The sequence below is a fragment of the Streptococcus thermophilus genome (assembly GCF_010120595.1).
Taxonomy (GTDB): Bacteria; Bacillota; Bacilli; order Lactobacillales; family Streptococcaceae; genus Streptococcus; species Streptococcus thermophilus.
On the sequence record NZ_CP038020.1, the window covers coordinates 1,364,250 to 1,389,554 of the forward strand.

The 25,305-nt window shown below is 37.6% G+C and carries 16 protein-coding genes and 8 pseudogenes; 17 read left to right on the plus strand and 7 right to left on the minus strand.

Translation table 11 applies throughout. The annotated features are described in order from the left end of the window. Positions 1-18 precede the first annotated feature (18 nt). The 3 genes and pseudogenes from E3C75_RS07225 to E3C75_RS07235 all read left to right on the plus strand — a co-directional run. Complete coding sequence (locus E3C75_RS07225; protein ID WP_111679581.1) at positions 19-366, plus strand: hypothetical protein; 348 nt, start codon at positions 19-21, stop codon at positions 364-366. A 112-nt stretch (positions 367-478) separates the two neighbouring features. Next, positions 479-1,813, plus strand: a complete 1,335-nt coding sequence (locus E3C75_RS07230; protein WP_003045982.1) for an ISLre2 family transposase — start codon at positions 479-481, stop codon at positions 1,811-1,813. 489 nt (positions 1,814-2,302) lie between these two features. Then, positions 2,303-2,689, plus strand: a pseudogene (locus E3C75_RS07235) (C69 family dipeptidase); the annotation flags it as partial. Positions 2,690-2,744: 55 nt separating this feature from the next. On the opposite strand, the pseudogene E3C75_RS07240 reads toward E3C75_RS07235, so the two are convergent. After that, positions 2,745-3,566, minus strand: a pseudogene (locus E3C75_RS07240) (PrsW family glutamic-type intramembrane protease). 157 nt (positions 3,567-3,723) lie between these two features. Here E3C75_RS07240 and E3C75_RS07245 point away from each other — a divergent pair. The 3 genes and pseudogenes from E3C75_RS07245 to E3C75_RS11665 all read left to right on the plus strand — a co-directional run bounded on the left by E3C75_RS07245 (position 3,724) and on the right by E3C75_RS11665 (position 6,344). Then, a complete protein-coding gene (locus tag E3C75_RS07245; protein WP_111679582.1) occupies positions 3,724-5,268 on the plus strand; it encodes a metal ABC transporter solute-binding protein, Zn/Mn family in 1,545 nt (514 codons plus the stop codon). Positions 5,269-5,484: 216 nt separating this feature from the next. After that, positions 5,485-5,883: a hypothetical protein gene (locus tag E3C75_RS07250; RefSeq protein ID WP_011225860.1), complete on the plus strand. Its 399-nt coding sequence runs from the start codon at positions 5,485-5,487 to the stop codon at positions 5,881-5,883. Between the two features lie 145 nt (positions 5,884-6,028). After that, positions 6,029-6,344 (plus strand): annotated as a pseudogene (locus E3C75_RS11665) (hypothetical protein). Between the two features lie 54 nt (positions 6,345-6,398). Here the strand turns inward: E3C75_RS11665 and E3C75_RS07260 are convergent. After that, on the minus strand, positions 6,399-7,406 hold the full coding sequence (locus E3C75_RS07260; protein ID WP_084828765.1) for a YeiH family protein: 1,008 nt from the start codon (positions 7,404-7,406) through the stop codon (positions 6,399-6,401). Positions 7,407-7,578: 172 nt separating this feature from the next. On the opposite strand from E3C75_RS07260, the gene E3C75_RS07265 reads away from it, so the two are divergent. Continuing rightward, positions 7,579-8,292, plus strand: coding sequence for a glycoside hydrolase family 73 protein (locus tag E3C75_RS07265; protein ID WP_084825940.1), 714 nt, complete (start codon positions 7,579-7,581; stop codon positions 8,290-8,292). Positions 8,293-8,360: 68 nt separating this feature from the next. Beyond that, a pseudogene (locus tag E3C75_RS07270) lies at positions 8,361-9,175 on the plus strand (IS3 family transposase). 94 nt (positions 9,176-9,269) lie between these two features. Here the strand turns inward: E3C75_RS07270 and E3C75_RS07275 are convergent. Then, entirely contained in the window at positions 9,270-10,178 is a 909-nt protein-coding gene (locus tag E3C75_RS07275) for a LysR family transcriptional regulator (protein WP_024704084.1), read from the minus strand. Positions 10,179-10,384: 206 nt separating this feature from the next. Here E3C75_RS07275 and glmS point away from each other — a divergent pair, with 206 nt between their 5' ends. From glmS to adhP, 9 genes and pseudogenes are all read left to right on the plus strand, one after another. After that, entirely contained in the window at positions 10,385-12,193 is a 1,809-nt protein-coding gene (glmS, locus tag E3C75_RS07280) for a glutamine--fructose-6-phosphate transaminase (isomerizing) (RefSeq protein ID WP_024009870.1), read from the plus strand. 116 nt (positions 12,194-12,309) lie between these two features. Beyond that, a complete protein-coding gene (locus tag E3C75_RS07285; RefSeq protein ID WP_084825942.1) occupies positions 12,310-12,639 on the plus strand; it encodes a zinc ribbon domain-containing protein YjdM in 330 nt (109 codons plus the stop codon). 195 nt (positions 12,640-12,834) lie between these two features. Then, the gene (locus E3C75_RS07290) at positions 12,835-13,476 is read left to right on the plus strand and encodes an amino acid ABC transporter permease (RefSeq protein WP_014621493.1); all 642 of its coding nucleotides are present in this window, start codon (positions 12,835-12,837) and stop codon (positions 13,474-13,476) included. A gap of 8 nt (positions 13,477-13,484) precedes the next feature. Continuing rightward, positions 13,485-14,114, plus strand: a complete 630-nt coding sequence (locus tag E3C75_RS07295) for an amino acid ABC transporter ATP-binding protein (RefSeq protein ID WP_111679583.1) — start codon at positions 13,485-13,487, stop codon at positions 14,112-14,114. Positions 14,115-14,126: 12 nt separating this feature from the next. Continuing rightward, on the plus strand, positions 14,127-14,978 hold the full coding sequence (locus E3C75_RS07300) for an amino acid ABC transporter substrate-binding protein (protein ID WP_014621495.1): 852 nt from the start codon (positions 14,127-14,129) through the stop codon (positions 14,976-14,978). Positions 14,979-15,143: 165 nt separating this feature from the next. Beyond that, positions 15,144-16,263, plus strand: a pseudogene (locus E3C75_RS07305) (DinB/UmuC family translesion DNA polymerase). Further along, a pseudogene (locus E3C75_RS11670) lies at positions 16,260-16,637 on the plus strand (hypothetical protein). Before E3C75_RS07305 ends, E3C75_RS11670 begins: the two co-directional pseudogenes overlap by 4 nt. Further along, positions 16,615-16,896: pseudogene (locus E3C75_RS11675) on the plus strand (DUF5960 family protein). The pseudogenes E3C75_RS11670 and E3C75_RS11675 overlap by 23 nt, the downstream one beginning before the upstream one ends. A 146-nt stretch (positions 16,897-17,042) precedes the next feature. Further along, a pseudogene (gene adhP / locus E3C75_RS07325) lies at positions 17,043-18,066 on the plus strand (alcohol dehydrogenase AdhP). Between the two features lie 450 nt (positions 18,067-18,516). Here adhP and E3C75_RS07330 read toward each other — a convergent pair. The 4 genes from E3C75_RS07330 to guaA all read right to left on the minus strand — a co-directional run bounded on the left by E3C75_RS07330 (position 18,517) and on the right by guaA (position 25,215). Further along, positions 18,517-18,699, minus strand: coding sequence for a hypothetical protein (locus E3C75_RS07330; protein WP_041829036.1), 183 nt, complete (start codon positions 18,697-18,699; stop codon positions 18,517-18,519). Between the two features lies 1 nt (position 18,700). Beyond that, positions 18,701-21,487 carry a DEAD/DEAH box helicase family protein gene (locus E3C75_RS07335; RefSeq protein WP_111679584.1) on the minus strand — a complete coding sequence of 929 codons (2,787 nt, stop codon included), beginning with the start codon at positions 21,485-21,487 and terminating at the stop codon, positions 18,701-18,703. Position 21,488: 1 nt separating this feature from the next. Beyond that, on the minus strand, positions 21,489-23,429 hold the full coding sequence (locus E3C75_RS07340; protein WP_111679585.1) for a DNA methyltransferase: 1,941 nt from the start codon (positions 23,427-23,429) through the stop codon (positions 21,489-21,491). 223 nt (positions 23,430-23,652) lie between these two features. Continuing rightward, positions 23,653-25,215, minus strand: a complete 1,563-nt coding sequence (gene guaA / locus E3C75_RS07345; protein WP_024704090.1) for a glutamine-hydrolyzing GMP synthase — start codon at positions 25,213-25,215, stop codon at positions 23,653-23,655. Positions 25,216-25,305 lie beyond the last annotated feature (90 nt).

Sequence of the window (25,305 nt, forward strand, 5' to 3'; positions counted from 1 at the left end):
AAAATTAGGAGACTGATTATGATTGTTTTTGTTTCCCTCAAAAAAATGGTTCAGACTTTATGGTGGTTGATTGTAGCAATTGCTCTCTATATTTTCTACCAGACAATTGGATTAAATATGTTTTTCTTACTAGTCATTGGATTGTTAGCGTTAAAATTTGTTCCTGTGCTGTTTTTACCAATTCTTCTAATTGTAGTGGGTGTTCATTTTTCAGGTGACTTTTCATTCATTGCAGACTTTTTGGAAGCAGGGATCGTTATGATTGTAGGTATTCCATTTGTCTTTATAACTTGGATGTTTATCAATGATCAAGTGAATCTTCTCAAAGATTCTAACAAGCTAAAAAATAAAACGAATAGAACATAAGAGCTTTCCATTTTGTGGAAGGCTTTTTCTTTACAGAATAAAAAGAAATTTGAAAAGGTTCCAGTAAATTTATAAAATAGGGCACGTTATTCTAATTTATGGGAGAGAGTCAATGACAAACTTTGATGAACGAGAACTTAAAGAACAACTGCTTGCCCAAAATGCCCTTGATTTTTATGATTTTGTAGCTAAATACGATGAGCAAATGGTTCCAGTGATGAAAGCTAGAGGATACACCTGTATTCACTCAATGGAACGAACAGTTGCTTTTACCTTTGGAGAGTTTACGTTTCGCCGCCGCCGATGGAAGAAAGGGGAAGACTGGTTTGTTCCAGTGGATGAGAAACTTGGGTTAAAAAAGAATGTGCGTTTCTCCTGGGAATTTATGTATCAGGTTGCTAGACTATCAACGATGATGCCTTATGAAAAGGTAACTCAGGTTATTCAGATGACTTACCATATTACGATTACAAAGCCTACCGTTGTTCAAGCAGTTAAACTGTGTGATCAGCTGCTGGCAGAACGTGCAACCTATCGTTTTTATGAAGATACTGATGGCAGAGAGAAGCATAAGGTAGATGTGATTTATATTGAAGGTGACGGTGTGATGGTCAAGGCACGTGACGTAGATACGGATAACCGTCACTATGATTTATCGCATTTTGTAGTTCATACTGGAAGTCATAAAGTTGGTAGTAATCGTTTTGAGCTAAAAGATAAAAAGGAGTTTGTTGGTTTGGATAATCGGTTGGCTAGAGAGCAAGTATTAGACTATCTCTATAACACCTATGAGATAACCGAAAGAACACTTCTTATTACTAATTCTGACGGTGGTCACGGTTATACACCATATGTATTTAAGGAAATTGCTAAGGCCTTGAAAATTAAACGTCACGAACACTTTTGGGATGAATACCATGTTAACCAAAAGATAAAATCCTTTTTTAAACCTTATTCAGAAGAGCTCCTGGATAGAGCTTTTCAGGCGATTAAGCAGCATGATAAAGGGAAACTTCGCACAGTTTTTGATACGACAGAAGCATTGATTTCAACCGAAGAAGAACTAGAGACTTTTAAGGAGTTTAAGAGAAAGCTACTCAATAATTTTCAATACACTAAGCCAGCTGAATTAAGAGGGTTCACTCATGCAGGGATAGGTATTATGGAGTCTCAACACCGTAAAATTACTTACAGAATGAAGAAGCGTGGTATGTACTGGACAGTGTGGGGAGCAGAGACAATGAGCCGTATAATTGTTCTCAACTATGAGGAACAACTCAGAGATTTATTTTTTGGTTCCTGGAGAGAGGAATATGAAAAAATGACTGAGCTAGAGTCTGTTTCGGCAGGTGTAATCAAGTCAAAACTTAATCGGATTGAGCGTGTATATAAGCTACGTCGCTTTAGTAAGCGAGAAGGAAAACGAGGACTTCGTTTTGGTAATTAGATAAAAAGTTATACAACAAGTTATATAACAATAACCTTTCAAAAAGAAAGGCTTTTTGTGCTACAATTCTAAAGAAAATACTTGCTTGGTGTGCCTATGTGTGTTATAATTTATATAACTTAATCGAATAAAAAAGTGGCACGCCTCCTACAGCGTACCACTTACCGAGTAAGAACCATCACTTCTTACTCAGTCTCTAATTTATGATACATGATAAACGTATCACTGTCAAGGGCTGAGCAAGAAATTGTTCAGCTTTTTCTTTACATCTCGGTAACAAGTTCTTCTCTGACAATACAGAATTGGGCATTCTAAAAAATTCTACCGCATACAAAGTTATTAGTGGTAAGAAAAAATAGTATTAAAAAAGTTAGAATGATTAATAAAGAGCTGGGAGAAATTAAATGATTCATTACTCTGTCCTCTCTGTCTTTTTTCTCAATTTTACACTAAAATAGATTTTTTGGAAAACTTTGCAACAGAACTTAATGGTTAGCCTATGGATCAATGACTTTTGGTGCAATGGTGTCATTCTGGACTCAGGTCGGAACAACACCTGCTTATTTCCGTCAAACAACTGATAAAGTAGATACAGGTAATTTCTACTGGAGTAATCGCTTGATTGCTGCTATCTGTGATCCTCATTTCCAATATCATGAAGCTGATTTGGATACTTATGTAGAAACAACGATGGCTCTTGGCCATGCCATGATTAATCATGTTGATACCGCTTTAGCTAATGATAAAAGTATTGATTTTGAAGCTGAAAATCAAAAAATTAGTGATAAGATTCAGTCAGAAACAGATAAACTATTGGCAAAAGTCTTAGATGATGCTAGTAATCTGATGACCGATCGTTTTTCTATGAGTGATTAAAGTCATCAAAAAAGCCTTTCCATAAAATTGGAAAGGCTTTTTTCGTAGTTTAACATTACTTGTTTTCTTCATCCAGTTTCGAGAGGATCTGATAAAGTATAATGAGGAAGAAAAGATTGAGTGAAATAAGAAGACCTGATGCCCATGGCAAATCGCTTTCTAAATTTCGAAGAGGTAAATTTCAAGCAAGTGTGCCGCAAAAGCACCACAAGCATAAAGCATACCAATAAGACTGTATTTAGAACTAATGAGTTTTTGACGTGAACACCATATCAGGACTAGCCCCATAGCGAGGAAGGATGTGTAAAGCCAGTGAGACGATACAGCACCAATAGTTCGACCAAGAATTCCTGAGATTGTATAAGAAAAACCATCAGGCAAATCTGAAAGAATATAGGAGAAGTCTTCACTAATCTGGAAGCCCAGACCTGCTGTAATAGCAACGAGTAAGAGCCCTTTGTAACTTTTTGTTGGAACCACATAGACAGCAAAGATAAATGCTGCTAGTTTGAGAGGTTCCTCAACCAGTGGTGCCATTATAGCATCCTCAAATCGGTAGAAGAAATTCTTTGAAGAAAGACGGGCAGTCACCCATTCATGGGAAAAAGTATTAGCATAACCTGCCAACCAACCTGTAATAAAGAATCCGCCAATTAGAGCAAATACGAGAACAAGTGGTTTCACCTGACATTTCCTGCCTAAGAACTGAATCAGAAATATTGCTGGAATGATGTAGCAGAGAGCAATGAGAGTTGATAGCCCAATAATTCCATAAGCCGATCCAGACAAAGCGCCAGAAGTATATGATTGTGTATCATAGGTCAAGGCCGATGGCTGACAAAAATAGAAAAATGTATAGGGTTAGTTTTCGAAACATGTGTAACCTACTTTCAAAATGATACTTCCAGTATATCGAATCATTTTTTCTCTTCGAAATATTTCAATTTTTTTATTTAGGGACTTGCAAAATAAAATTAGTGTGATATACTTAACCAGCAAACTATTAACTGGTTAAGTATTTTGAAAGGAATATCATGAAAAAGAAACGCATTTTTGGCCTAGCAGGATTAGCATCTGTTGTTCTAGTAGCTGGTGCAGGTATTTATTATACGACTAGTCAACACGATTCAAAGGGAAATGGTGATTTGAAGGTTGTAACGAGCTTCTACCCTGTTTATGAATTCACCAAACAGGTTGTTGGAGATGAGGGGGAGGTGTCTTATCTTATCCCTGCAGGTAGTGAGGTCCATGATTTTCAGCCTTCTACTAAGAATGTTGCTGATATTGAGAAGGCTGACACTTTTGTCTACCTGAATGAGAATATGGAAACATGGGTTCCAAAGGTTGAAAAAAACATTAACACCAAACATACCAAAGTCATTAAGGCAAGTAAAGGAATGATTCTTTTGCCTGGTACAGAGGAAGAAGATCACGATCACGGTGGTGAAGAACATTATCATGAGTACGATCCCCATGTTTGGCTCTCACCAAAACGTTCTCAAAAATTAGTGGAAACTATTAGAGATGGTTTGATTGCTCAACATCCAGATAAAAAAGCGGTATTTACGACCAACGCAGAAAAATATCTAAAAAAATTACAAGCTTTGGATAAGGAATATACACAAGCGTTTAGTCAGGCAAAACAGAAGAGTTTTGTTACACAGCACTCAGCCTTTGCCTACCTTGCCTTAGATTATGGTTTAACCCAAGTACCAATTTCAGGTGTTTCAGCTGAATCTGATCCATCTGCAAAACGTATCGCTAGCCTTTCTAAGTATGTTTCAGAATATGACATTAAGTATATCTACTTTGAAGAGAATGCTTCTAGTAGTATTGCTAAAACCTTAGCCAATGAAGTAGGAGTTAAGACAGCAGTTTTAAACCCTATTGAATCCCTAACTAAGGATCAATTGAAAAAAGGTGAAGATTATGTCAGTGTTATGACTGAAAATCTAAAAAGTCTTCGTTTGACAACAGATGTTGAAGGTAAAGATATTCAACCTGAAGATGGAAGCAATGATAAGAAAACTGTTCAAAATGGTTACTTTGATGACAAAGATGTTAAAGACAGAGAACTGTCAGATTGGTCAGGTGAGTGGCAATCGGTTTATCCCTTCCTTCAAGATGGTACATTAGATCAAGTATTTGAATACAAATCTCTGCTGAATAAGGATAAAACAGCACAAGAGTACAAAGAATACTATATTAAGGGTTATCAAACAGATGTTTCTAAAATTGCCATTGATGGGAAAAAGATGACCATGACTTTCACTAAGACTGATGGAAGCAGTGTGACACACACTTATCGTTATGATGGTTATAAGATTTTGACCTATTCTTCTGGTAAAAAGGGTGTTCGTTATCTCTTTACGGCAACTGACAGTCAAGCGGCAGATAATCCTTACCAGTATGTCCAATTCTCTGATCATCAAATAGATCCAACAAGCTCAGCACATTTTCACATTTTCTTTGGTAATAGTAGCCAAGAAGAAATTCTAAAAGAAATGGACAACTGGCCAACTTACTACCCTGGAAAACTTAGCGGCTTTGAAATTGCACAAGAAATGGTCAGTCACTAAGAGTATTAAATCACTCATTTGAGTGTTTATTTATTTTTTTGAAAATTATTCATTTTTTATAGTATTAGAAAAACAACTAGTGTAATTATTTTAAAATAAAACTTTCAATATAAAAATATTTCTAAAAAAATCACGTAAAATATTAAATAATTACTACTTTTTTCATTCTTTAGTGGTACAATAATATTACGATTTTCATAAGACCAGGAGAGACCTATGAACCAGTATTTAGTAGCGATACACTATATTCAACTGCTTCAAGCAGAACTCAATATTCTTAATCATGATGCACGCTTGCTTTTCGATCTCAAGATTGATCCCAATCTTGCTAAACGTGAGCTTGCTGACTTAAAAGTATCACTATCTAAATTATCTGACAAAAACCTTTATATCGAAGGTACAATCTGGTATCAGCCAAGTTTATTTGCTATTATCGATCAAAATTTAGGGGTTATTGATGACTGGCTTAAAGAATTAGATGACTTCTTTGAATTTAGTTACGGTACAACAGTCTATTCTGTTTTGAAAGAAAACGAAAATCGAAGTTATGACTTATTGCTTGGTCTTTATAACCGTCTTGAATACGTTATCTCAGATATAAAAAATTGCCGTTAGATTGCTAATGGCTTTTGATATGTCAAGAAATTTAGTTTATGTTTTAAATATCAGATAATTTGACAAAATTCCCCAATATGTGTAAAATAAAATTTAAAGATACTCTAATAAAAATAATGTTAAGTTAAAGGAAGATAATAACTAAGTGAGTAAACAGGGGTTGAAATCGGGGGCTTTTTTTAAGTATTATTTTGGGAGCCTTGCTTCACTCAGCCTTCTAGTTTTTATTTTTTATGGTTTTTATTCTTTAAATGGTTTCATTTCCTTATCTCCAGAGAGCACTTCAGTTCTTGAAGTAAACCATTATTCTGGTCAAGTATCTCCTTCCTCAGTAAAGAAGGATGGTGTTTTATAAGGTTCAAGACATAAGTGGTGAAACTAATAACTATGATGTTGGCTTGAGAGTGACAAATGAGGGAGATAAGGTTATTCAAACCTATATCTTTGAATATAAAAAATAACTACACAATAAAAAAACTCACAAACTAAGCAAGTTTGTGAGTTTTCTATTTATTTTACCAAAATCCTAATAGTTTTTGCATGAGGAGTGAAACGATACTAATTAATAGCCAACAAAGCCCTCCCACTAATAGAGCAGAACCTCCCTTAGTAATTAGTTTTTTGAGATTTATTTGGTAACCGATAGCTGTCATGGCCATGATAATCATGAATTTTGAAAGGTCTTTTAAAGGAGCAAAGATAGTTGCTGGGACCCCCATAGACATTGCAACGGTTGTAATGAGTGAAGCCAACAGGAACCAAAGGATAAAGTTTGGAATTGCTTTGGTCAGAGAAAACCTTTCCTTTGTATTATCTTTTTTTGACTGCCAAATAGAGAGTCCTAGAGTAATAGGAATAATAGCAAGTGTCCTTGTTAGTTTAACAATCGTTGCCTGCTCTAGGATGGATGTTCCATGTAAGCTATCCCATGAACTAGCGGTAGCAGTTACAGAGGATGTATCATTAACAGCTGTTCCAGCAAATATAGCGAAGCCCTGATTACTGAGGCCTAACCAAGAGCCTAAGTGAGGAAAAAGTAGAGCTGCCAAAATGTTGAAAAAGAAAATAACAGAGATTGCAGTTGCAATGGACTCATCTTTGGCCTTGATAACAGGCGCAGTGGCTGCAATAGCAGAACCACCGCAGATAGATGATCCTACTCCTACTAAAGTTACGATTTCACTATCTAATTTAAATAGCTTGTGGATGACATAAGCAGTAATCAGTGCCGTAGCAATAGTAGTTAAAATAATGGGTAGAGATGTTAAACCAACGTTGAAGACTTGAGAAAGATTTAATCCAAATCCCAGAAGAATAACTGCGTATTGCAATACTTTTTTCGATGTGAATTGCATCCCTATTATAAATCTTTTTTGATTTATAAGTAGACTAGCTAATAAGAGTCCGATAAAAAGTCCAATGACGGGCCCACCAATAATAGGAAATAAGTTTCCAAGATACCAAGCTATGAGTGATATAAGTATTGAAATACTTATTCCAGGTAAGAATTCTTTTATTTTCATTAAGTCATCTCCTAAAAAGTTAGCTATATTATAGCCTATTATAAATACGATGTAAAGGCGACTTATGCCTTAATTCTCAACAAAAACTAGGTAAGAAGATTGCGGGATGTTAGTTTTTTTGATAGAATAGTATTAAAACATTATGATTAATTTTTTATGAAGGAAGGGTTGTATGTGTCGTCTTTTAAAGAAGTATTTTGTTTTTATAGTGGGGGCTTTTTTTTGTTCACTTTTTTTGGTGTTGGCATTTACAACAGATAGAAAAAATGATAACAGTGTTACTGCTAAAGCTGAAGCTTCCTACAATCAAACTACGACGGCTTTTATTGATAGTATCGGAGAGACTGCGAGACAGATTGGTCAAGATTACAATATCTATGCCTCTGTTTTAATTGCTCAAGCTATTTTGGAATCAAATTCAGGTCAGTCAGGCTTGAGTCAAGCTCCTTATTACAACTTCTTTGGTATTAAGGGTTCTTATAATGGGAACTCTGTTACAATGCGTACTTGGGAAGATGACGGTACAGGAAATACTTACGAGATTGACGAGCCCTTCCGTTCATATGGAAGTCTGAGTGATTCCCTAGCAGATTATGCTGCTTTAATGACGTCATCCACTTATTCAGGTACTTGGAAATCAAATACAAGCAGCTATGCGGATGCTACTCAGACACTCACAGGAACCTATGCTACAGATAGTCTTTATGCTTCTAAGTTAAATAGTATTATTGCATACTATGGGCTTACTATCTACGACCAAGCCCCAGTTACCCAGGCAACAGGTTCGAGTAGCGATCTAGTTTGGAATAGTTATAGAGGATCATACACAGATGCTGAGACCTTATCTATAGATGTGGCTTGGGCAAGTTATAAAAATTATAAATAAAAAGAGCCGAAATGAACTGCACCCCAAAAGTTAGACAGAAAAAATCTAACTTTTGGGGTATTTTTATTATGAAATTGACTTACGAAGATAAAGTTCAAATATATGAACTGAGAAAGCAGGGAAAGAATCGTTATTATTCTCCTAAATTAAAACAAGAAATAATTGATAAAGTTCTACTTGAAGGGTTGTTCTCAACAAAGTGTTTGCCTGGACTATGGCCTCTCAAATCAAGGATTGCTTAACAATTGGATAGCACAATACAAAAATGGGTATACTATTGTTGAGAAAACAAGAGGGAGACCGCCTAAACTGGGTCGTAAACGCAAGTATTCTTCATACCAAGGAGAAGTTGGCAAGAAAGTAGATAACCTTATTCAACGGCAGTTTGAAGCATCCAAACTAATGGAAAAGTGCTACACAGATGTGACAGAGTTTGCAATTCCAGCAAGCAGCCAAAAGCTCTATTTATCACCAGTATTAGATGGCTTCAATAGTGAAATAGTCGCTTATAATCTTTCTAGGTCGCCGAATTTAGTACAAGTGAAAGCTATGATAGAACAAGCTTTTACAGAAGACCATTATGAAAACACAATTCTCCATAGCGACCAAGGATGGCAATACCAACACGATTTCTATCATCATTTTTTGGAGGATAAAGGGACCCAACCGTCCATGTCACGTAAGGGAAATAGTCCAGACAATGGTATGATGGAATCTTTCTCATTCTTGAGTCTGAGATGTTTTATGGTTACGAGAAGACGTTTCACTCACTTGAACATTGAAACAAGCTATTGTAGACTATATTAATTATTATAACAAACGCATTAAGGTAAAACTAAAAGGACTCAGTCCTGTGCAATACAGAACTAAATCCTTTGGATAAATTATTTGTCTAACTTTTTGGGGTCAGTACAAGGGGCTTTTTTGAACGATAAAAAATTCCAACCTTATGTGGTGGGGACTAAGTAGCTCTTATATTAGTTATCAAAAGTGACCTCCTTAACAAGGTTGTCTAAGAATTTTTCTCCCATTTTAGAGAGAGTAGCCTTTTGGTGTTTCAAGTATACAATATCAATTTCATCATCAACATCTAGTGGAATAGAGACGATATTGTCACCATTTAAATTACTATTTAAGATACCAGTGGCAATTGTGTATCCATCCAAACCAATTAATAGGTTAAAAAGTGTTGCACGGTCTGAAACCACAATCGACTTTTTATGGGGGATTTGTGAGAGAATCTCTTCAGAATAATAGAAGGAATTATGAATCCCCTGATCGTAACTAAGGTAAGGGAAGTCCTCTAAATCTTCCAATGAGACCACTTTATGCTTGGCCAGAGGATTTGACTTGCTGACAAAGATATGAGGTCTAGCTTTAAAGAGACTAGTATAGGTAAGTCTGTTATCGTCAAACATTTTAGTCAAGACATCTCGGTTATAGCCATTAAGGAAGAGAACACCGATTTCTGAACGGAAGTTCTTAACGTCTTCGATAATCTCGTAGGTACGAGTTTCACGTAAGAAGAGCTCGTAACGCGTCATATCAGCTCTCTTGAGAAGTGAGACGAAGGCATTGACGACAAAAGCGTAGTGTTGAGAAGAAACACTAAATAATTCACGTGTCTCTGTGTGACTTTTGTAGCGTTCTTCTAAGAGATTAGTTTGTTCTACTACTTGACGGGCATAAGATAGAAATTCAACACCATCCTTGGTTAAGGTGATCCCTTTAGGGTTACGAATAAAGATGTCAATTCCCATCTCTCTTTCTAAATCGCGGACAGCGTTTGAAAGACTTGGTTGTGTAATGAAAAGTTGTTTTGCGGCTTCATTCATTGAGCCGGTTTCGACGATTTTGATAATATAATGTAATTGTTGAATTCGCATAGCCTTATTATAGCATACTTTAAGTATTATTCCTTAGGATAAGAAGCAATTAAAAGGTCTTTTGGAAACTATACCAATTTTATGCTTGACAATGTTGAATATATGGAATATACTGTCTTCGTTAAGCTTTTAAAAGAGCTTATTGACTATACCAATTTTAAATGAAGGAGACATGACCTCTTTGACTTGAGGTTATTATTAAAAATATGTGTGGAATTGTTGGTGTTGTAGGTAACACAAATGCAACTGATATCTTGATTCAAGGACTTGAAAAGCTAGAATACCGTGGTTACGATTCAGCCGGTATCTTTGTAGCTGGTGAAACATCTAGTCAATCGGTTAAAGCTGTTGGCCGTATTGCGGAACTTACTGCTAAAATTGAAGGTGTAGAAGGTACTGCAGGTATCGGACATACTCGTTGGGCGACTCATGGGAAACCAACGGAAGACAATGCTCACCCACATCGCTCAGAAACAGAACGTTTCGTTTTGGTTCACAACGGTGTTATTGAAAACTATCTTGAAATTAAGGAAGAATACCTTTCTGGTCATCATTTCAAAGGTCAAACCGATACTGAAATTGTTGTTCACTTGATTGGTAAATTTGTTGAAGAAGACGGTTTGTCAACTATTGAATCTTTCAAGAAGGCTCTCCGCATTATCCGTGGATCGTATGCATTTGCCCTCATGGATTCTGAAGATGCATCAACAATTTATGTCTCTAAAAACAAATCACCACTTTTAATTGGTCTTGGTGGTGGTTATAACATGGTCTGCTCAGATGCTATGGCTATGATTCGCGAAACAAATCAATACATGGAAATTCACGATCAAGAGTTGGTTATCGTGAAAGCTGATAGTGTCGAAGTTCAAGATTATGATGGGAATGTTAAAGAACGTGATAGCTATACTGCTGAGCTTGACCTTTCTGATATTGGTAAAGGGACATACCCATACTATATGCTCAAAGAAATCGATGAGCAACCAACAGTGATGCGTAAGCTCATCCAAGCTTACACTGATGACAAGGGTCAAGTGACTGTAGATGCTAAAATTATTAAAGCTGTTCAAGAAGCTGACCGCATCTATATCCTCGCAGCAGGAACTTCTTATCATGCCGGTTTTGCCTCTAAGAAGATGCTTGAAGAGTTGACAGATACTCCAGTTGAGCTTGGTATTTCTTCTGAGTGGGGTTATGGTATGCCACTCCTTAGCAAAAAACCTCTCTTTGTCTTTATTAGTCAATCAGGTGAAACAGCAGATAGTCGTCAGGTTCTTGTTAAAGCTAACGAGTTGGGAATTCCAAGTTTGACGGTGACAAACGTTCCGGGATCTACTCTTTCTCGTGAAGCTGATCACACAATGCTTCTTCATGCTGGACCAGAAATTGCCGTAGCTTCTACTAAAGCTTACACAGCTCAGATTGCGACCCTTGCCTTCTTGGCTAAAGCAGTCGGTGAAGCTAATGGTAATGAAAAAGCTAAAGCATTCGACTTGGTACATGAATTGTCACTTGTAGCACAATCTATCGAATCAACGCTCTCTGAAAAAGAAGTGATTGATGAGAAGGTGGCAGCTCTTCTTTCAGAAACACGTAATGCTTTCTATATTGGTCGTGGTCAAGATTACTATGTTGCTATGGAAGCAAGTCTTAAATTAAAAGAAATCTCATATATCCAATGTGAAGGTTTCGCAGCAGGTGAGTTGAAGCATGGTACAATCGCTCTTATCGAAGATGGCACACCAGTTATTGCCCTCCTGTCAGATCCTGTTCTTGCTAGTCATACTCGTGGTAATATCCAAGAAGTGGTAGCGCGTGGTGCTAAAGTGTTGACCATTGCTGAGGAAAACGTTGCTAAGGAAGGTGATGACATCGTTCTTAATAATGTCCACCCTTACCTATCACCAATTTCAATGGTAGTACCGACACAATTAATTGCTTACTTTGCGACGCTTCATCGTGGACTCGACGTTGATAAACCACGTAACTTAGCTAAATCCGTTACAGTTGAATAAAAATACTAACATCTCTTACATTGTAAGGGGGGTATATGTTTTTCTTGTTTTCACTCTTGCTTAATTAAGTAATCTAAAGTAGAATAGTATCTGTATTACAATCTTAGGAGAGAATTATGTCATTGCCAAATTGTCCAAAATGCAACTCAGAGTATGTCTATGAAGATGGAATCTTGCTAGTATGTCCGGAATGTGCCTATGAGTGGGATCCAAACGAAGTTGCAGAAGAAGGACTTGCGGTTCTTGATAGCAATGGAACATGTCTTGCTGATGGCGATACTGTTACAGTTATCAAAGATTTGAAAGTTAAGGGTGCTCCGAAAGACATCAAGCAAGGAACACGTGTTAAAAATATTCGCTTGGTTGAAGGTGATCACAACATTGATTGTAAGATTGATGGTTTTGGTTCCATGAAACTTAAATCAGAATTTGTTAAGAAAATCTAAAAATAAGGATTAAGTAGGAAATTTTTTAAGACCTACAGTTTTCCAGATTATTTAAGTCCTTGAGGAGTGGGAATTAGAACTCAATTTTTAGAGAGGGTTCAGTCTCACTCCTTTTAGTATTTTTAAAATCTTATACTATTTTTTTGTTTTTTTTGGTATAATATTCATCAACACTAAATAATTATAGGAGTTTATATGTCATACGTTTTGGAAGTATTACCAGCCCTTTTGAACGGTGCGGTAGTCACACTTCAAGTATTTTTCATTGTTATCGTACTGTCGATTCCATTAGGGATTGTACTTGCTTTCTTAATGCAGATTAAATTCAAACCTTTAAATTGGTTATTAACCCTTTACGTTTGGATTATGCGTGGAACGCCCCTCCTTTTACAATTGATCTTCGTTTATTACGTTCTTCCAAGCGTTGGGATTGTCTTTGATCGTCTACCAGCTGCTATTCTTGCTTTTACGCTTAACTATGCAGCTTATTTCGCAGAGATTTTCCGTGGAGGAATTTTGGCTATTCCAAAAGGACAATACGAAGCAGCTAAAATGCTTAAACTTAGTCCTTTCCAGACCATACGCTATATCATCCTTCCTCAGGTGGTTAAGATTGTCTTGCCAAGTATCTTTAACGAGATTATTAACTTGGTTAAGGATTCATCATTGGTTTATGTTCTTGGGGTTGGAGACCTTCTTTTGGAAAGTCGTACCGCTGCTAACCGTGATGCGACCTTAGCACCGATGTTTGTGGCCGGAGCTATTTATCTTATCCTTGTGGGTCTGGTGACTGTGGCTTCGAAAAACATCGAAAAGAAATTCAACTATTATAAATAGGAGACCTTATGTTAGAATTAAAAAATATTTCCAAGCAATTTGGTCAACACAAAATTTTTGATAACTATAACCTAACTGTCGAAGAGGGGAAAATCTTAGCTATCGTTGGACCATCCGGTGGTGGTAAGACAACTCTTTTGCGTATGCTAGCAGGACTTGAAACTATTGATTCAGGGCAAATTATTTATGAAAATGAAGAGATTCCCTTGGATCAGATGGAAAGTCGTAACTTGCTAGGCTTTGTCTTTCAGGATTTTCAACTGTTTCCGCACTTGACTGTCTTAGATAACTTAACCCTTTCGCCAATTAAGACGATGGGAATGTCTAAGGAAGATGCCCAGAAAAAAGCTCAGACTCTACTTGACCGTTTAGGGCTTGGAGCACATGGAAATGCTTATCCGTATTCACTTTCTGGGGGACAAAAACAACGTGTTGCATTTGCTCGTGCCATGATGATTGATCCGAAAATCGTCGGCTATGATGAACCAACTTCAGCTCTTGATCCTGAGTTGCGTCAAGAAGTAGAGAAATTGATTTTGCAGAATCGTGAGATTGGGATTACGCAAATCGTTATTATTCACGATATGCAATTTGCACAGCACATCGCTGATGAGATTGTCACTATCAATCCAAAATAGCGAGGATTTTCTATGAAAAAAATAGTGAAAATAGTTTTGCTAGCCTGTCTTATTATTTTGCCTTTGTTTGCGCTATCAGCTTGTAGCTCGCGCTCACATTTTGCAACTCAGAAAGACCAGTGGCAAACTTATACCAAAGAAAAGAAAATCAAAATTGGTTTTGATGCAACCTTTGTTCCTATGGGATATGAGGAAAAGGATGGTAGCTATATTGGTTTTGATATTGACTTGGCTAATGCAGTTTTTAAATTATATGGCATCGATGTTGAATGGCAAGCTATTGACTGGGATATGAAAGAAACTGAGTTGAAGAATGGGACGATTGATCTTATTTGGAATGGTTACTCGGTTACAGATGAACGTAAGCAGTCTGCAGACTTTACGGAACCTTATATGGTAAATGAACAAGTACTGGTAACCAAAAAGTCCTCAGGAATTGATTCTGTTGCAGGAATGGCAGGTAAGACCTTAGGTGCTCAAGCTGGGTCGTCTGGTTATGATGCATTCAATGCTTCTCCAAAAATTTTGAAGGATGTCGTTGCTAATCAAAAAGTTGTCCAATATTCGACTTTTACACAAGCTTTGATTGACCTTAATAGTGGACGTATTGATGGCCTATTGATTGACCGTGTGTACGCTAATTACTACCTAGAAAAATCAGGAGTTCTGGATCAGTATAATGTTATGCCTGCTGGTTACGAGGGAGAAAGCTTTGCTGTAGGTGCTCGTAAGGTAGATAAGACACTAATAAAAAAAATTAATCAAGGATTTGAAACTCTTTATAAAAATGGAGAATTCCAAAAGATTTCTAACAAGTGGTTTGGTGAAGATGTCGCAACAGACCAAGTTAAAGGGAAAAGATAAGACTATAACAACATTCTAGAAAGAATGTTGTTATTTTTTGTGAAAAACACTTGATATATAACAAGTTATAATTTATACTAACGTTAGTTTATAAACTAACAAAAGGACAAGCATGGATATTTCGATTATTCAAGAGAGCCAAAAAGTGATATTGCTTTTGTAGATATGAAATCTTTCTATGCGAGTGTAGAGTGTGTTGAGCGTGGGTTACATCCACTTAAGACTTCTCTATGTGTGATGAGTAGAGCTGAAAACGCTAATGGTTCAATATTAGCGTCTTCCCCTATATTTAAGCATGTTTTTGGCAAGTCAAATGTTAGTCGATCTTATGATTTACCTTTTGATATTTATTCTCGTAAGTTTCATTATTATAATGCCAAAAAACAGGGACTTCCAACGGATAGAGATTTTATTGATTTTATAGAATCTTGGGCCAAGGTTACCTTTAGTGTTCCTCCTCGAATGGATCTTTATATCAAAAAGAATATCCAGATTCAACACATTTTCCATAATTATGCCAGTGTTGATGATATTCTTCCCTATTCTATTGATGAGGGATTCATTGATTTCACGTCGTCATTAAATTACTTTATCCCCGGATAGGATTGTTACTAGAAAAGATAAGTTAGATATGATTTCAGGTCGAGAACTTGCTAATAGCAACCCTGATACTCTTAAAAAGGAGTTAGGTATTGTGGGCTTAGACCTCTTTTTTCATGCCAATGGTATTGATGAAAGTAATGTTCATAAACCTTATAAAACAAAGTCACATGGTTTAGGAAATTCGCAAATATTACCACGAGACTATGATCGGCAAGCTGATATTGAATTGATTCTGAAAGAGATAGCAGAACAGGTGGCTATTAGATTAAGACGAGTCCATAAGCAAGCTTGTCAAGTTTCCATTAGCATTGGATTTTCAAAGATAGAGGGCAAGCGTTCGCTACAAGCACAGATGAAGATTGAGCCTGCCAATAATACAAAAATACTAATAGGGCATGTCATTTCACTCTTTCGGAAGAAATATCAAGGAGGGGCTGTTAGAAGTGTCAGTGTTTCTTATGCAAATTTTGTAGATGAAAAGATTCAAATTCTTTCTTTATTTGATAATCCAGATGACATTGATAAAAAAGAAAGGCTTCAGTCAGCTATAGATAGTATTCGTCAGGAATTTGGCTTTACGACCATTCAAAAAGCAACAGCTTTACAGGAGGCATCTAGGAGTATTGCTCAAAGTAAGCTTATTGGTGGACAGTCAGCTGGAGGATTAGATGGCTTAAAATGATAGATCGTAGTTACCTTCCCTTTCAATCTGCTAGGGAACATCAGATAGGAGAATGATGAAGTGGATGTGATATTTCTTGTCGGAACACACAAGTTCACTACATGAAGATAAGACTAAAGAAAATCTAACTAATCGTTTGGATGATTTAGAGAAGTTTACTTTATTGAACCAGCTTTATTTGGGTCAATTATTGGGGAATTTCCAGATAAAGGATCAAGGTAGGCGCTGTAGGTTTAGTGGCTATGTGGTTGACTTGGATTTTGATCAAGTTACTATAAAATCTTCCAAGCGACATAAACGTATTCGAACAAAGGACATATTAGAAATTAGTTTGGAGGTCGAAAAACATAGATGAAGAAGAGAAAAATTTATGATGATAAACTTCAAATTGACTATTTTTCTGATAGCTATCTAAAGTTTGAAGAAGACTTTTATCGCTAGTCTGCTATGGATATTCCCTTAACCTTTTTGACGGATGATATTCTTAGAGAGATGGATATCAGTCAAAATAATTATTTTCTATTAAATAAAGAGAATGCTAGAGACGGACGCAATCATTATTTCCATTTTGAAGTCAGTCTTTTGGATTCCAAGACACTCGTGAGACAGTATAGGTATCTTGGAAATGATTAAATCATATCGCATCCAGCGGGAGAAATAGTATTTCTTTAATTGCTAGCCAGAGCTTTCAAGAAATTTTTCAGTGACTGAGAAACGTTTATGTAAGCGTTGATATTGTTTCTGAGAGTGTTAAAAGTTATCATATGGAGGTGATTAAGATGAGAGCAGTTGTTGTTAATCAAGCAATCACAGGTATTGAAGTTGTGGACCATGAAAAACCAGCGTTAGTTACTCATGGTCAAGCCTTGGTTAAAGTTGAATACTGTGGCGTTTGCCATACTGACCTTCATGTAGCCCATGGAGACTTTGGTCAAGTTCCAGGTCGTATCTTAGGCCATGAGGGAATTGGTATTGTTGAAGAAGTTGGTGAAGGGGTTAAAACACTAAAAAAAGGTGATCGCGTATCAATCGCTTGGTTCTTCGAAGGGTGGTGTGGCTACTGTGAATATTGTACAACTGGACGTGAAACACTCTGTCGGTCTGTAAAAAAATGCTGGTTATAGTGTTGATGGTGGTATGTGTGACTATGCTTTGGTTACTGCTGACTATGTTGTGAAAGTTCCAGAAGGACTTAATCAAGCTCAAGCTTCATCTATTACTTGTGCGGGAGTTACAACATATAAGGCTATTAAAGAAGCCAAAGTTGAACCTGGTCAATGGGTAGCTATTTATGGTGCTGGAGGACTAGGTGACTTGGCTATTCAATATGCTAAGAAGGTTTTCAATGCACGAGTAGTGGCTGTTGATATCAACCAAGATAAACTTGAGTTTGCTAAGGAATCTGGTGCTGATTTAGTGGTGAACGGTAAAGAAGTTGAAGATGTAGCAGGCTATATCCAAGAGAAAACTGGTGGTACACATAGTGCTGTTGTAACAGCTGTTTCTAAGGTTGCTTTCAACCAGGCTGTCGATAGAGTACGTGCCGGTGGTACGGTCGTTGCCGTTGGGCTCCCATCTGAATACATGGAGCTCTCAATTGTCAAAACAGTTCTAGATGGTATCCGTGTTGTTGGATCTCTTGTAGGTACGCGTAAAGACTTAGAAGAAGCTTTTGACTTCGGTGCACAAGGCTTGGTAGTACCAGTTGTTGAAACCGTTCCTGTCGATACAGCTGTAAAAGTATTTGATCAAATGGAAAAAGGTGAAATTCAAGGACGTAAGGTACTTGATTTCACTAAGTAAACATACATTTGTCAATGACTACCATGATAACTATATGAGGAGTTGGGTAGCCTAAAACTGGCTAAATTACTTTTTGAAAGCAGTATTTCTGAACAAAATTCCAGTGATTTATTTGTGTTGATAGAATTTTTATTGGTCTAAAACCTCATATAGATATAAAACTAGATATAAAACAAAAAAGCGTTGAACGATTGCGTTCAGCGCTTTTGATGTTTTTGGTTTTATTTCCACTCAATAGTAATCTATACCACTAAAATCCTTTCATATTGGGATTTTAGAAAGATTTACTTATTTTGGTGGGCTAGATGGTGGGGGTTGTTACTATTTTAAATTTTTTGATTTCCATTGAATTTTACTAAACTTTTTGAGGGGAATGAGATAGAAATATTGCCAGTTATTTTCACAAATAATTTTTTCTTGCATTTATTACTCCTTACTATTTTTTTATTTTTAAAGAATATGTTTGAAAAAAATAGGTTTGCGGTCCTCGGGAAAAAACTGAGATTGGGTATTATATTTTTGGTTATCTGCTTCCCATTTACGATATTTTTCGCCAATTCTTTGTGAAGCCAATTGATAAATCAACTCACAAGTTTTGAGATAGGGTCGTGAATTCACACTTTTCTTTGGCATTTCACTCATCCTCCTCGATTATTACATCAGTAGAAGGGTCTGCTACCATCAATAAATCTATCTGTTCATTAGGTTTCTGATAGGTCACGCCAGACATTGCCATCAATTCAGGGATTGTGTTTTGTCCGTCTTTTGCGGTAAAGAATTTCAGACCGCTAATCTTGACGTTATCGACACCATCTTCAAATTCCATCTCTGCTTGATGGTCGGTCATATAGAGCAACAAGTCCTGCTTCCATAGCTCGCTGACGAATCTATCGCCACTCATGCCTTTTGGTTCAATGAATATTTGGAAGCAAAAGTCACTATCTTCAAGGAACAAGATGAAGTCGGGTTGGAAGCCCTGCAAGTGCATATCTACAATTTCGCCAGCTCGATTGATCCGTGAGCCATATTGATGGAGCTTGAGCTTTTCGCTCTTAGCTGACTCACGGTGCATATTCTCGTCCATGCGGAACAAGTAAACTGCCTTGTTATATTTGGCTTTTAGCTCATTCACATGAGCTTGAATACGTGTGATGAGGTCAAATTCCAACTTGTTGACGATAGCACGGTCATAGACATAGAAGTCCTCAGCTATATCGTAAACTGCAACTTTTTGAGTGGCTTCATTCAAGAGGTTTGCCGTGTCATACTCAGGTACTCGCTTATTATAGTTGGTTAGATACTCACTAATTGGGTAGCCAACAAACCTGTTTGTGCCTCGTTTCTTGACATAGCCAGACTTGAATTTGACTTCGTACTCTTTCAAAAGGTCAATGGTGACTTTCAAAATCTCGTCTGCCGTAATATCTGTTGACTTGTATTCTTTTGGAACGGTCAAGAAAAGTTTCAACTTACTTGCGTTTAGCCAGTTTTCCCCATAGATGAACTCTTTCATGGATTCAAGCAATGGCAGATACTTTTTCAAGTTGTCAAATTGATAAAACTCAAGGCGGTGAATGGCTTTCTTAATATAGCGGTCATCAAACCTATCAACATGGATTTGTTTTGTCTCAGTCAATGCGACTGTTGCTTGATAAGACACCTCACGAGTACCATAATTCAAACTTCTTTGAATATCGGTCTTGTGTGTGATTCCGTATTTCTGAATGGAATCAAACCAATCATCTGCCACATCCTCAGCTTCGTTATAATAGATTTTTCCTGTCTTATAGGTTTCTGTTTTTTTGAAAGCAGGCTTGACCTTGATTTCAATCGGTGGATTTTTCTTGTCCTGACCCGTTGGCAAGTCCATTTGCTTCAATGAGCCTACAAGCTGTTTAAGATATTGTGGCTCATTCATGGTGTGGTAGTGCAACGTTTCTAGGAACAATTGCTTGTTTGAGGTGTCGTTATCAAATCTACGTTGATAGCTTTTCACACCGTCCAATTCAAATGGATAATACCTTGCACCACGCCCAATGAGTTGCGCTTCAACCATTGTGGCATTTTTGTTTGTCGCAGCTTCCTGCTCAATACGGACAATATCATAGAGGTTGAGAACATCCCATCCCTCGGTCAGTTTTGCGACCGCAAAAACCACACGATAGAGGTTGTTTGGGCTTTCGAGCGTGTTGAGTGCCTCATACTGCCCCTTTTCAAGCATATTTCCGCTTGTGTCATTAGCATTTAACACGTTTCTCGGGTCAAAGTCTTGCTTAATCTCACGGACGATTTTTGCAAGGTCATCTTCATTTTTGAGATAGTAATTGTAAGCCAGTTCCAAAGCTGAGCTGTCGTTGCTATCTAGGACTTGTTGGCGCTTGATAAATGCGAGCAAATCCGTAACGTTGAGATTTTGAATCAGCTCATTAAAGACCTTGTTGGCTTCCAGTGATACCGCAACTTTTGCGGACTTAAACATAATCACGGGCTTAAATGTTCCTGTGACACCCTCGGCATAAGCACAGTATTTTCTAAACTGCGAAAGCAAGACCGCGTTTAGCATTTTATCTTGGTCGCTTGCGGACGTTTCAATTCGCTTAACCTGCTTGGAATAGCCATCAAACATGAATTGATTCAACGGATAGCGGTAGACCACCTTATCCCGATACTTGTTATATATGACTTCTTTATCAAAATCGACTGTTGCCGTAAATTCAAGGAGGAGATTCTTTTGTTCCTTATCATCACGGGCACGCAAGATTTTGTTAATGGCTGATTCCCAAGTATTTTCAGCTTCCTTTTCAGACTTGGTGCTTGCGGAATAATGGTGTGCTTCATCCGCTAAGACTGCAACAGGTTGGTTTTCATAGTCTGAAAGCCCCATGGTATTTTCTTTCAAGACAAACAGGTCATCCGATACTTTTTGAACCGAAGATAGCTTAATGTAAATGGTGTTGTCTTGTTGAATCCGTGGGAAACGTTCGACTTGCTTAATGAAAATATGCTTGCCGTCGATTTCAATTTTGTCTTGGAACAGGTATTTTTCACTATTTTCGTTGACCAAGTTGTCCTTTGTTTTCATCAAGACTGAGTTGGTATTGACGGTAAACAAGAAGTTGCGATAGCCATGCTCTTGATAAAGGTAGAGGATAAGCCCTGCCATCAAGTCGGTTTTCCCTGAACCAGTCGCCATATTAAAAAGGACGTGTTGAGGGTTGGGCTTAATCTGCATTTGCGTATAGTGATAGTTTCGGATAGCTTCGTCCTGATAGTCGCGCAAAGTATGAATTAAGTTAGCATTGATGTATTCGGGAATTTCATAACCTTGGTGCTGACTGAACAAATCTTTTTCAGCTTGTTCCGCCTGATCCACAAGGGGAAATTGACGAGCGTTAGTAGGCGTTTTCTTTGCTTTTGCCATGCTAGTCACCACCCTCATAGAAAGTCTTGTTGAAGGTGTAGTCTTCATCAGAGATTAAGTCACGGACGTTCTTATCGTCAATTTCTGAGAAGTTGTAGTAAAGCCCGTTTTTATCAAGGAGTTTCACAAGTAGGCGTTTATTTTCGTCAAACCCCTGTAACCAATCAATTTTGGATAAATCAGCACGGAACGAAATATCGGCAGGTTCGGTCGTATCTGTTCCAGCAAGCATACGCTCATAGACTGACTTCAATTCATCAAGGTTTTTGGCATGGATAACATCTTGCAAGTAGCTCATATTTTTAGGGAATAATTCGGCGTAGACAAATGAACCACCACCTTGCCAATTAACGTCTTTTGATATTCCGCCTTGTTCGCCCTCAATGACTTTTTCAAGACGTGGAACTGCGACAGTATTGATATAGTCCATTTGTTCAATACCAATGAACCGGCGATTCATCTTCATTGCAACAGCTTGAGTAGTAGCAGAACCCATGAAGAAATCCAAAATCAAGTCATTTTCATCTGACCCAAGTGTCAAAATTCTTTGAATCAGCTTTTCAGGTTTTGGAGTTCCAAAAGAAGCAGTTCCTTCAAATAAGTTCTTTATTTCTTTTTTAGCATCTTGATTATGCCCAACTTCTTGATATGTCCATAGTGTCTGAGCAACAACCCCTGCATTCACTTCGCTAAGAAATCTTTTATATGATGGACTACTATTTCCATCCTTGCCAAAATAAACACGATTATCAGCAAGTAATTCTTCGTAACGTCTTTTTGAGTATAACCATGAACGCCCAGATGGAGGTAATACTTTTCTACCTGATGGAGTTGTAATTTCATAAATATTCTTTTCTACAGCTGGCCCTACGGAAAAATTATCTGCTTTGTAAACTCCTCGTGGGTCATTGTCAGGATTTTTATATGAAGCAACCATCTCAGCTTTTCGAGGTAACCTATTCAGTTCTTTTGCCCCAGAATTATTTTTTGCGTAAACCAAGATATAATCATGACTTTTCGAAAATGTCTTTTTCAGATTGATAGGTGCATACGCACGTTGCCACACAACCTCATCAAGGAAGTTATCCGCACCAAAAACACTGTCAGCCAGTACTTTCAAATAATGACTTTCATACCCATCAATCGAAATCCAAATTGTTCCATCATCAGACAACAACTCCCAAGCAATCTCCAACCTGTTCTTCATGAAAACTAACCAACTGGAGTGATTAAATTTATCATTGTAGTTAAATGAGTCTTTACCTGTGTTGTAAGGTGGGTCGATATAAATTTGACGAACTTTTCCTGCAAATTCATTTTTCAGCGTATGCAACGCCAACAGATTATTTCCTTTGATAATCAGATTGTCTTTCTCTTTATCAAAAGAAACAATCCCATTATCTACCTCTGTACTGTACTGTGCTGTGTTGTGCTGTGCTCCCTTATTATCGCCAAAGCGTTTGACATTTACAAACACTTTCTTGTCAAAAAGACGGTCAATCTCGTCTTTCTCGATAACCTCATTCAAGAAGGCATCATCGTAGCCTTCTTCGTTATTCTCCTTGGTCATGGAAGCAGTAAGCACACAATCTTTGAACGGAAAATCTAAGACAACATCTTGGCTGTCTTCTAAGAATTTTCCTTTTGAAGCCAAGCCAACACGATTTTCATATTTGGTGTAGCTTGTGTCCCAGTAATCGTTATAGAGAACGGCTTCTTCAAGTTGTTCAATTTGAAAGAGCTTTTGCCCTGCCACCTCCTTAATAAAATGATTCTTAATGAAATCTACTTCAAACAACTTGCTCAAAAGTGCTTCATCATAATTTCGTAAATCATCCGTGAGTTTGGAACGGTTCAATTCTTCTCCGACAAAATATTTGTCGCCAAAAGATACCAAAGCCGTTTTCAACTCGTCAAAAATTTTCGGTTCAATTTTTGCCATATGTGTCGTCTCCTTAATAGTTTATCTCTTAAATTATAGCATTGAACACCTTACACGTGTTAGCGAGAGCCAAAAAAAACCTCCCACCGACAACCATTCAGTGAGAGGATTTTTGGCGACAGTTTTGGAGACAATTCAAATCATTTTGTGTCTCCGAACCTCACTTGATTTTTAGCTAAATGCAGTAAAATCAACGTTTCTGGTGTTATAAAGTGTCACTATTTTATTCCCACTCTACAGTTGCAGGTGGTTTACTTGTAATATCGTAGACGATACGGTTAACGTGATCAACTTCGTTAACGATTCGAACAGAAATCTTTTGGAGAACCTCCCATGGAAGTTTCGCAAAGTCAGCTGTCATACCGTCAATTGAAGTGATAGCACGGATAGCAATAGTATAGTCGTAAGTTCGTCCGTCACCCATAACACCGACAGAACGTACGCCTGTGTTAACAGTGAAGTATTGCCATACATCACGGTCAAGACCAGCCTTAGCGATTTCCTCGCGAAGAATAGCATCAGACTCACGAACGGTTTCAAGTTTCTCTTCAGTGATTTCACCCATAACACGGATGGCAAGTCCTGGTCCTGGGAATGGTTGGCGCCAAACGACCTCGTCAGGCATTCCCAGTTCAGTACCAAGAGCGCGCACTTCATCTTTAAAGAGAGTGTTAAGTGGTTCAATCAATTCAAACTGCATGTCTTCTGGAAGACCACCAACGTTGTGGTGAGATTTGATTGTTTGCGCTGTTTCAGTACCTGATTCAATGATATCAGTGTAGAGTGTTCCTTGAGCTAGGAAGTCAACACCTTTAAGTTTGCTTGCTTCGTCATCAAAAACGTGAACAAATTCGTTACCGATGATTTTACGTTTTTTCTCAGGGTCATCAACACCAGCCAAGAGATCAAGGAAGCGTTTAGAAGCATCAACACGGATAATGTTAAGGCCAAATTTACCTCCCAGCATCTCCATAACCTGGTCGCCTTCACCTTTACGGAGAAGACCGTGGTCAACAAAGATACATGTCAATTGATCACCAATAGCTTTTTGCAAGAGCACACCGACAACAGATGAATCAACTCCACCTGATAGTCCAAGAAGGACTTTGCGGTCGCCAACTGTTTCACGAATCTGTGCAATTTGCATATCTACGAAGTTAGCCATTGACCAGTCACCTTTGGCACCACATATACTAAAAGCGAAGTTTTTCAAAATGTCGTTACCATATACAGTGTGACGAACTTCTGGGTGGAATTGGATACCATAAAAGTTTTTCTTAGTATCTTCCATCGCAGCGAATGGGCAATCCACTGAGTCACCAACAAGATGGAAACCTTCTGGAATTTCTGTAACAGCATCACCGTGGCTCATCAGAACGACTTGTTCTTCAGGAGTTCCAGCAAAGAGCTCTGATTGGGCACGAAGGCGAAGTGTTGATTGGCCATACTCACGGTTACCTGCTTCACCAGCCGGAACAACTTTACCACCGAGTTTGTGGGTCAAAAGTTGCATTCCGTAACAGATACCAAGAATTGGGATACCAAGCTCGAAAATTTCTTCGTCAATACCAAATGCATCTTCGGCATAAACAGAGTTGGGACCACCAGAAAGTATGATCCCGATGGGATTGATGGCACGTACTTCATCAGCAGTAATTTTATGGCTCTTCAATTCAGAGAAAACGCCAAATTCACGAATACGACGTGCAATCAGCTGATTGTATTGGCTACCATAGTCTAGAACAATGATTTTCTGCACATCATTCAAAGTAGAAATGTTAGTCATTATTACCCTTTCTTTTTGCATCACATGTAGATTCTTTCTTATGCAATCATTGTATCACAAATTCATGGACTTAGCACCTAGATTTATACG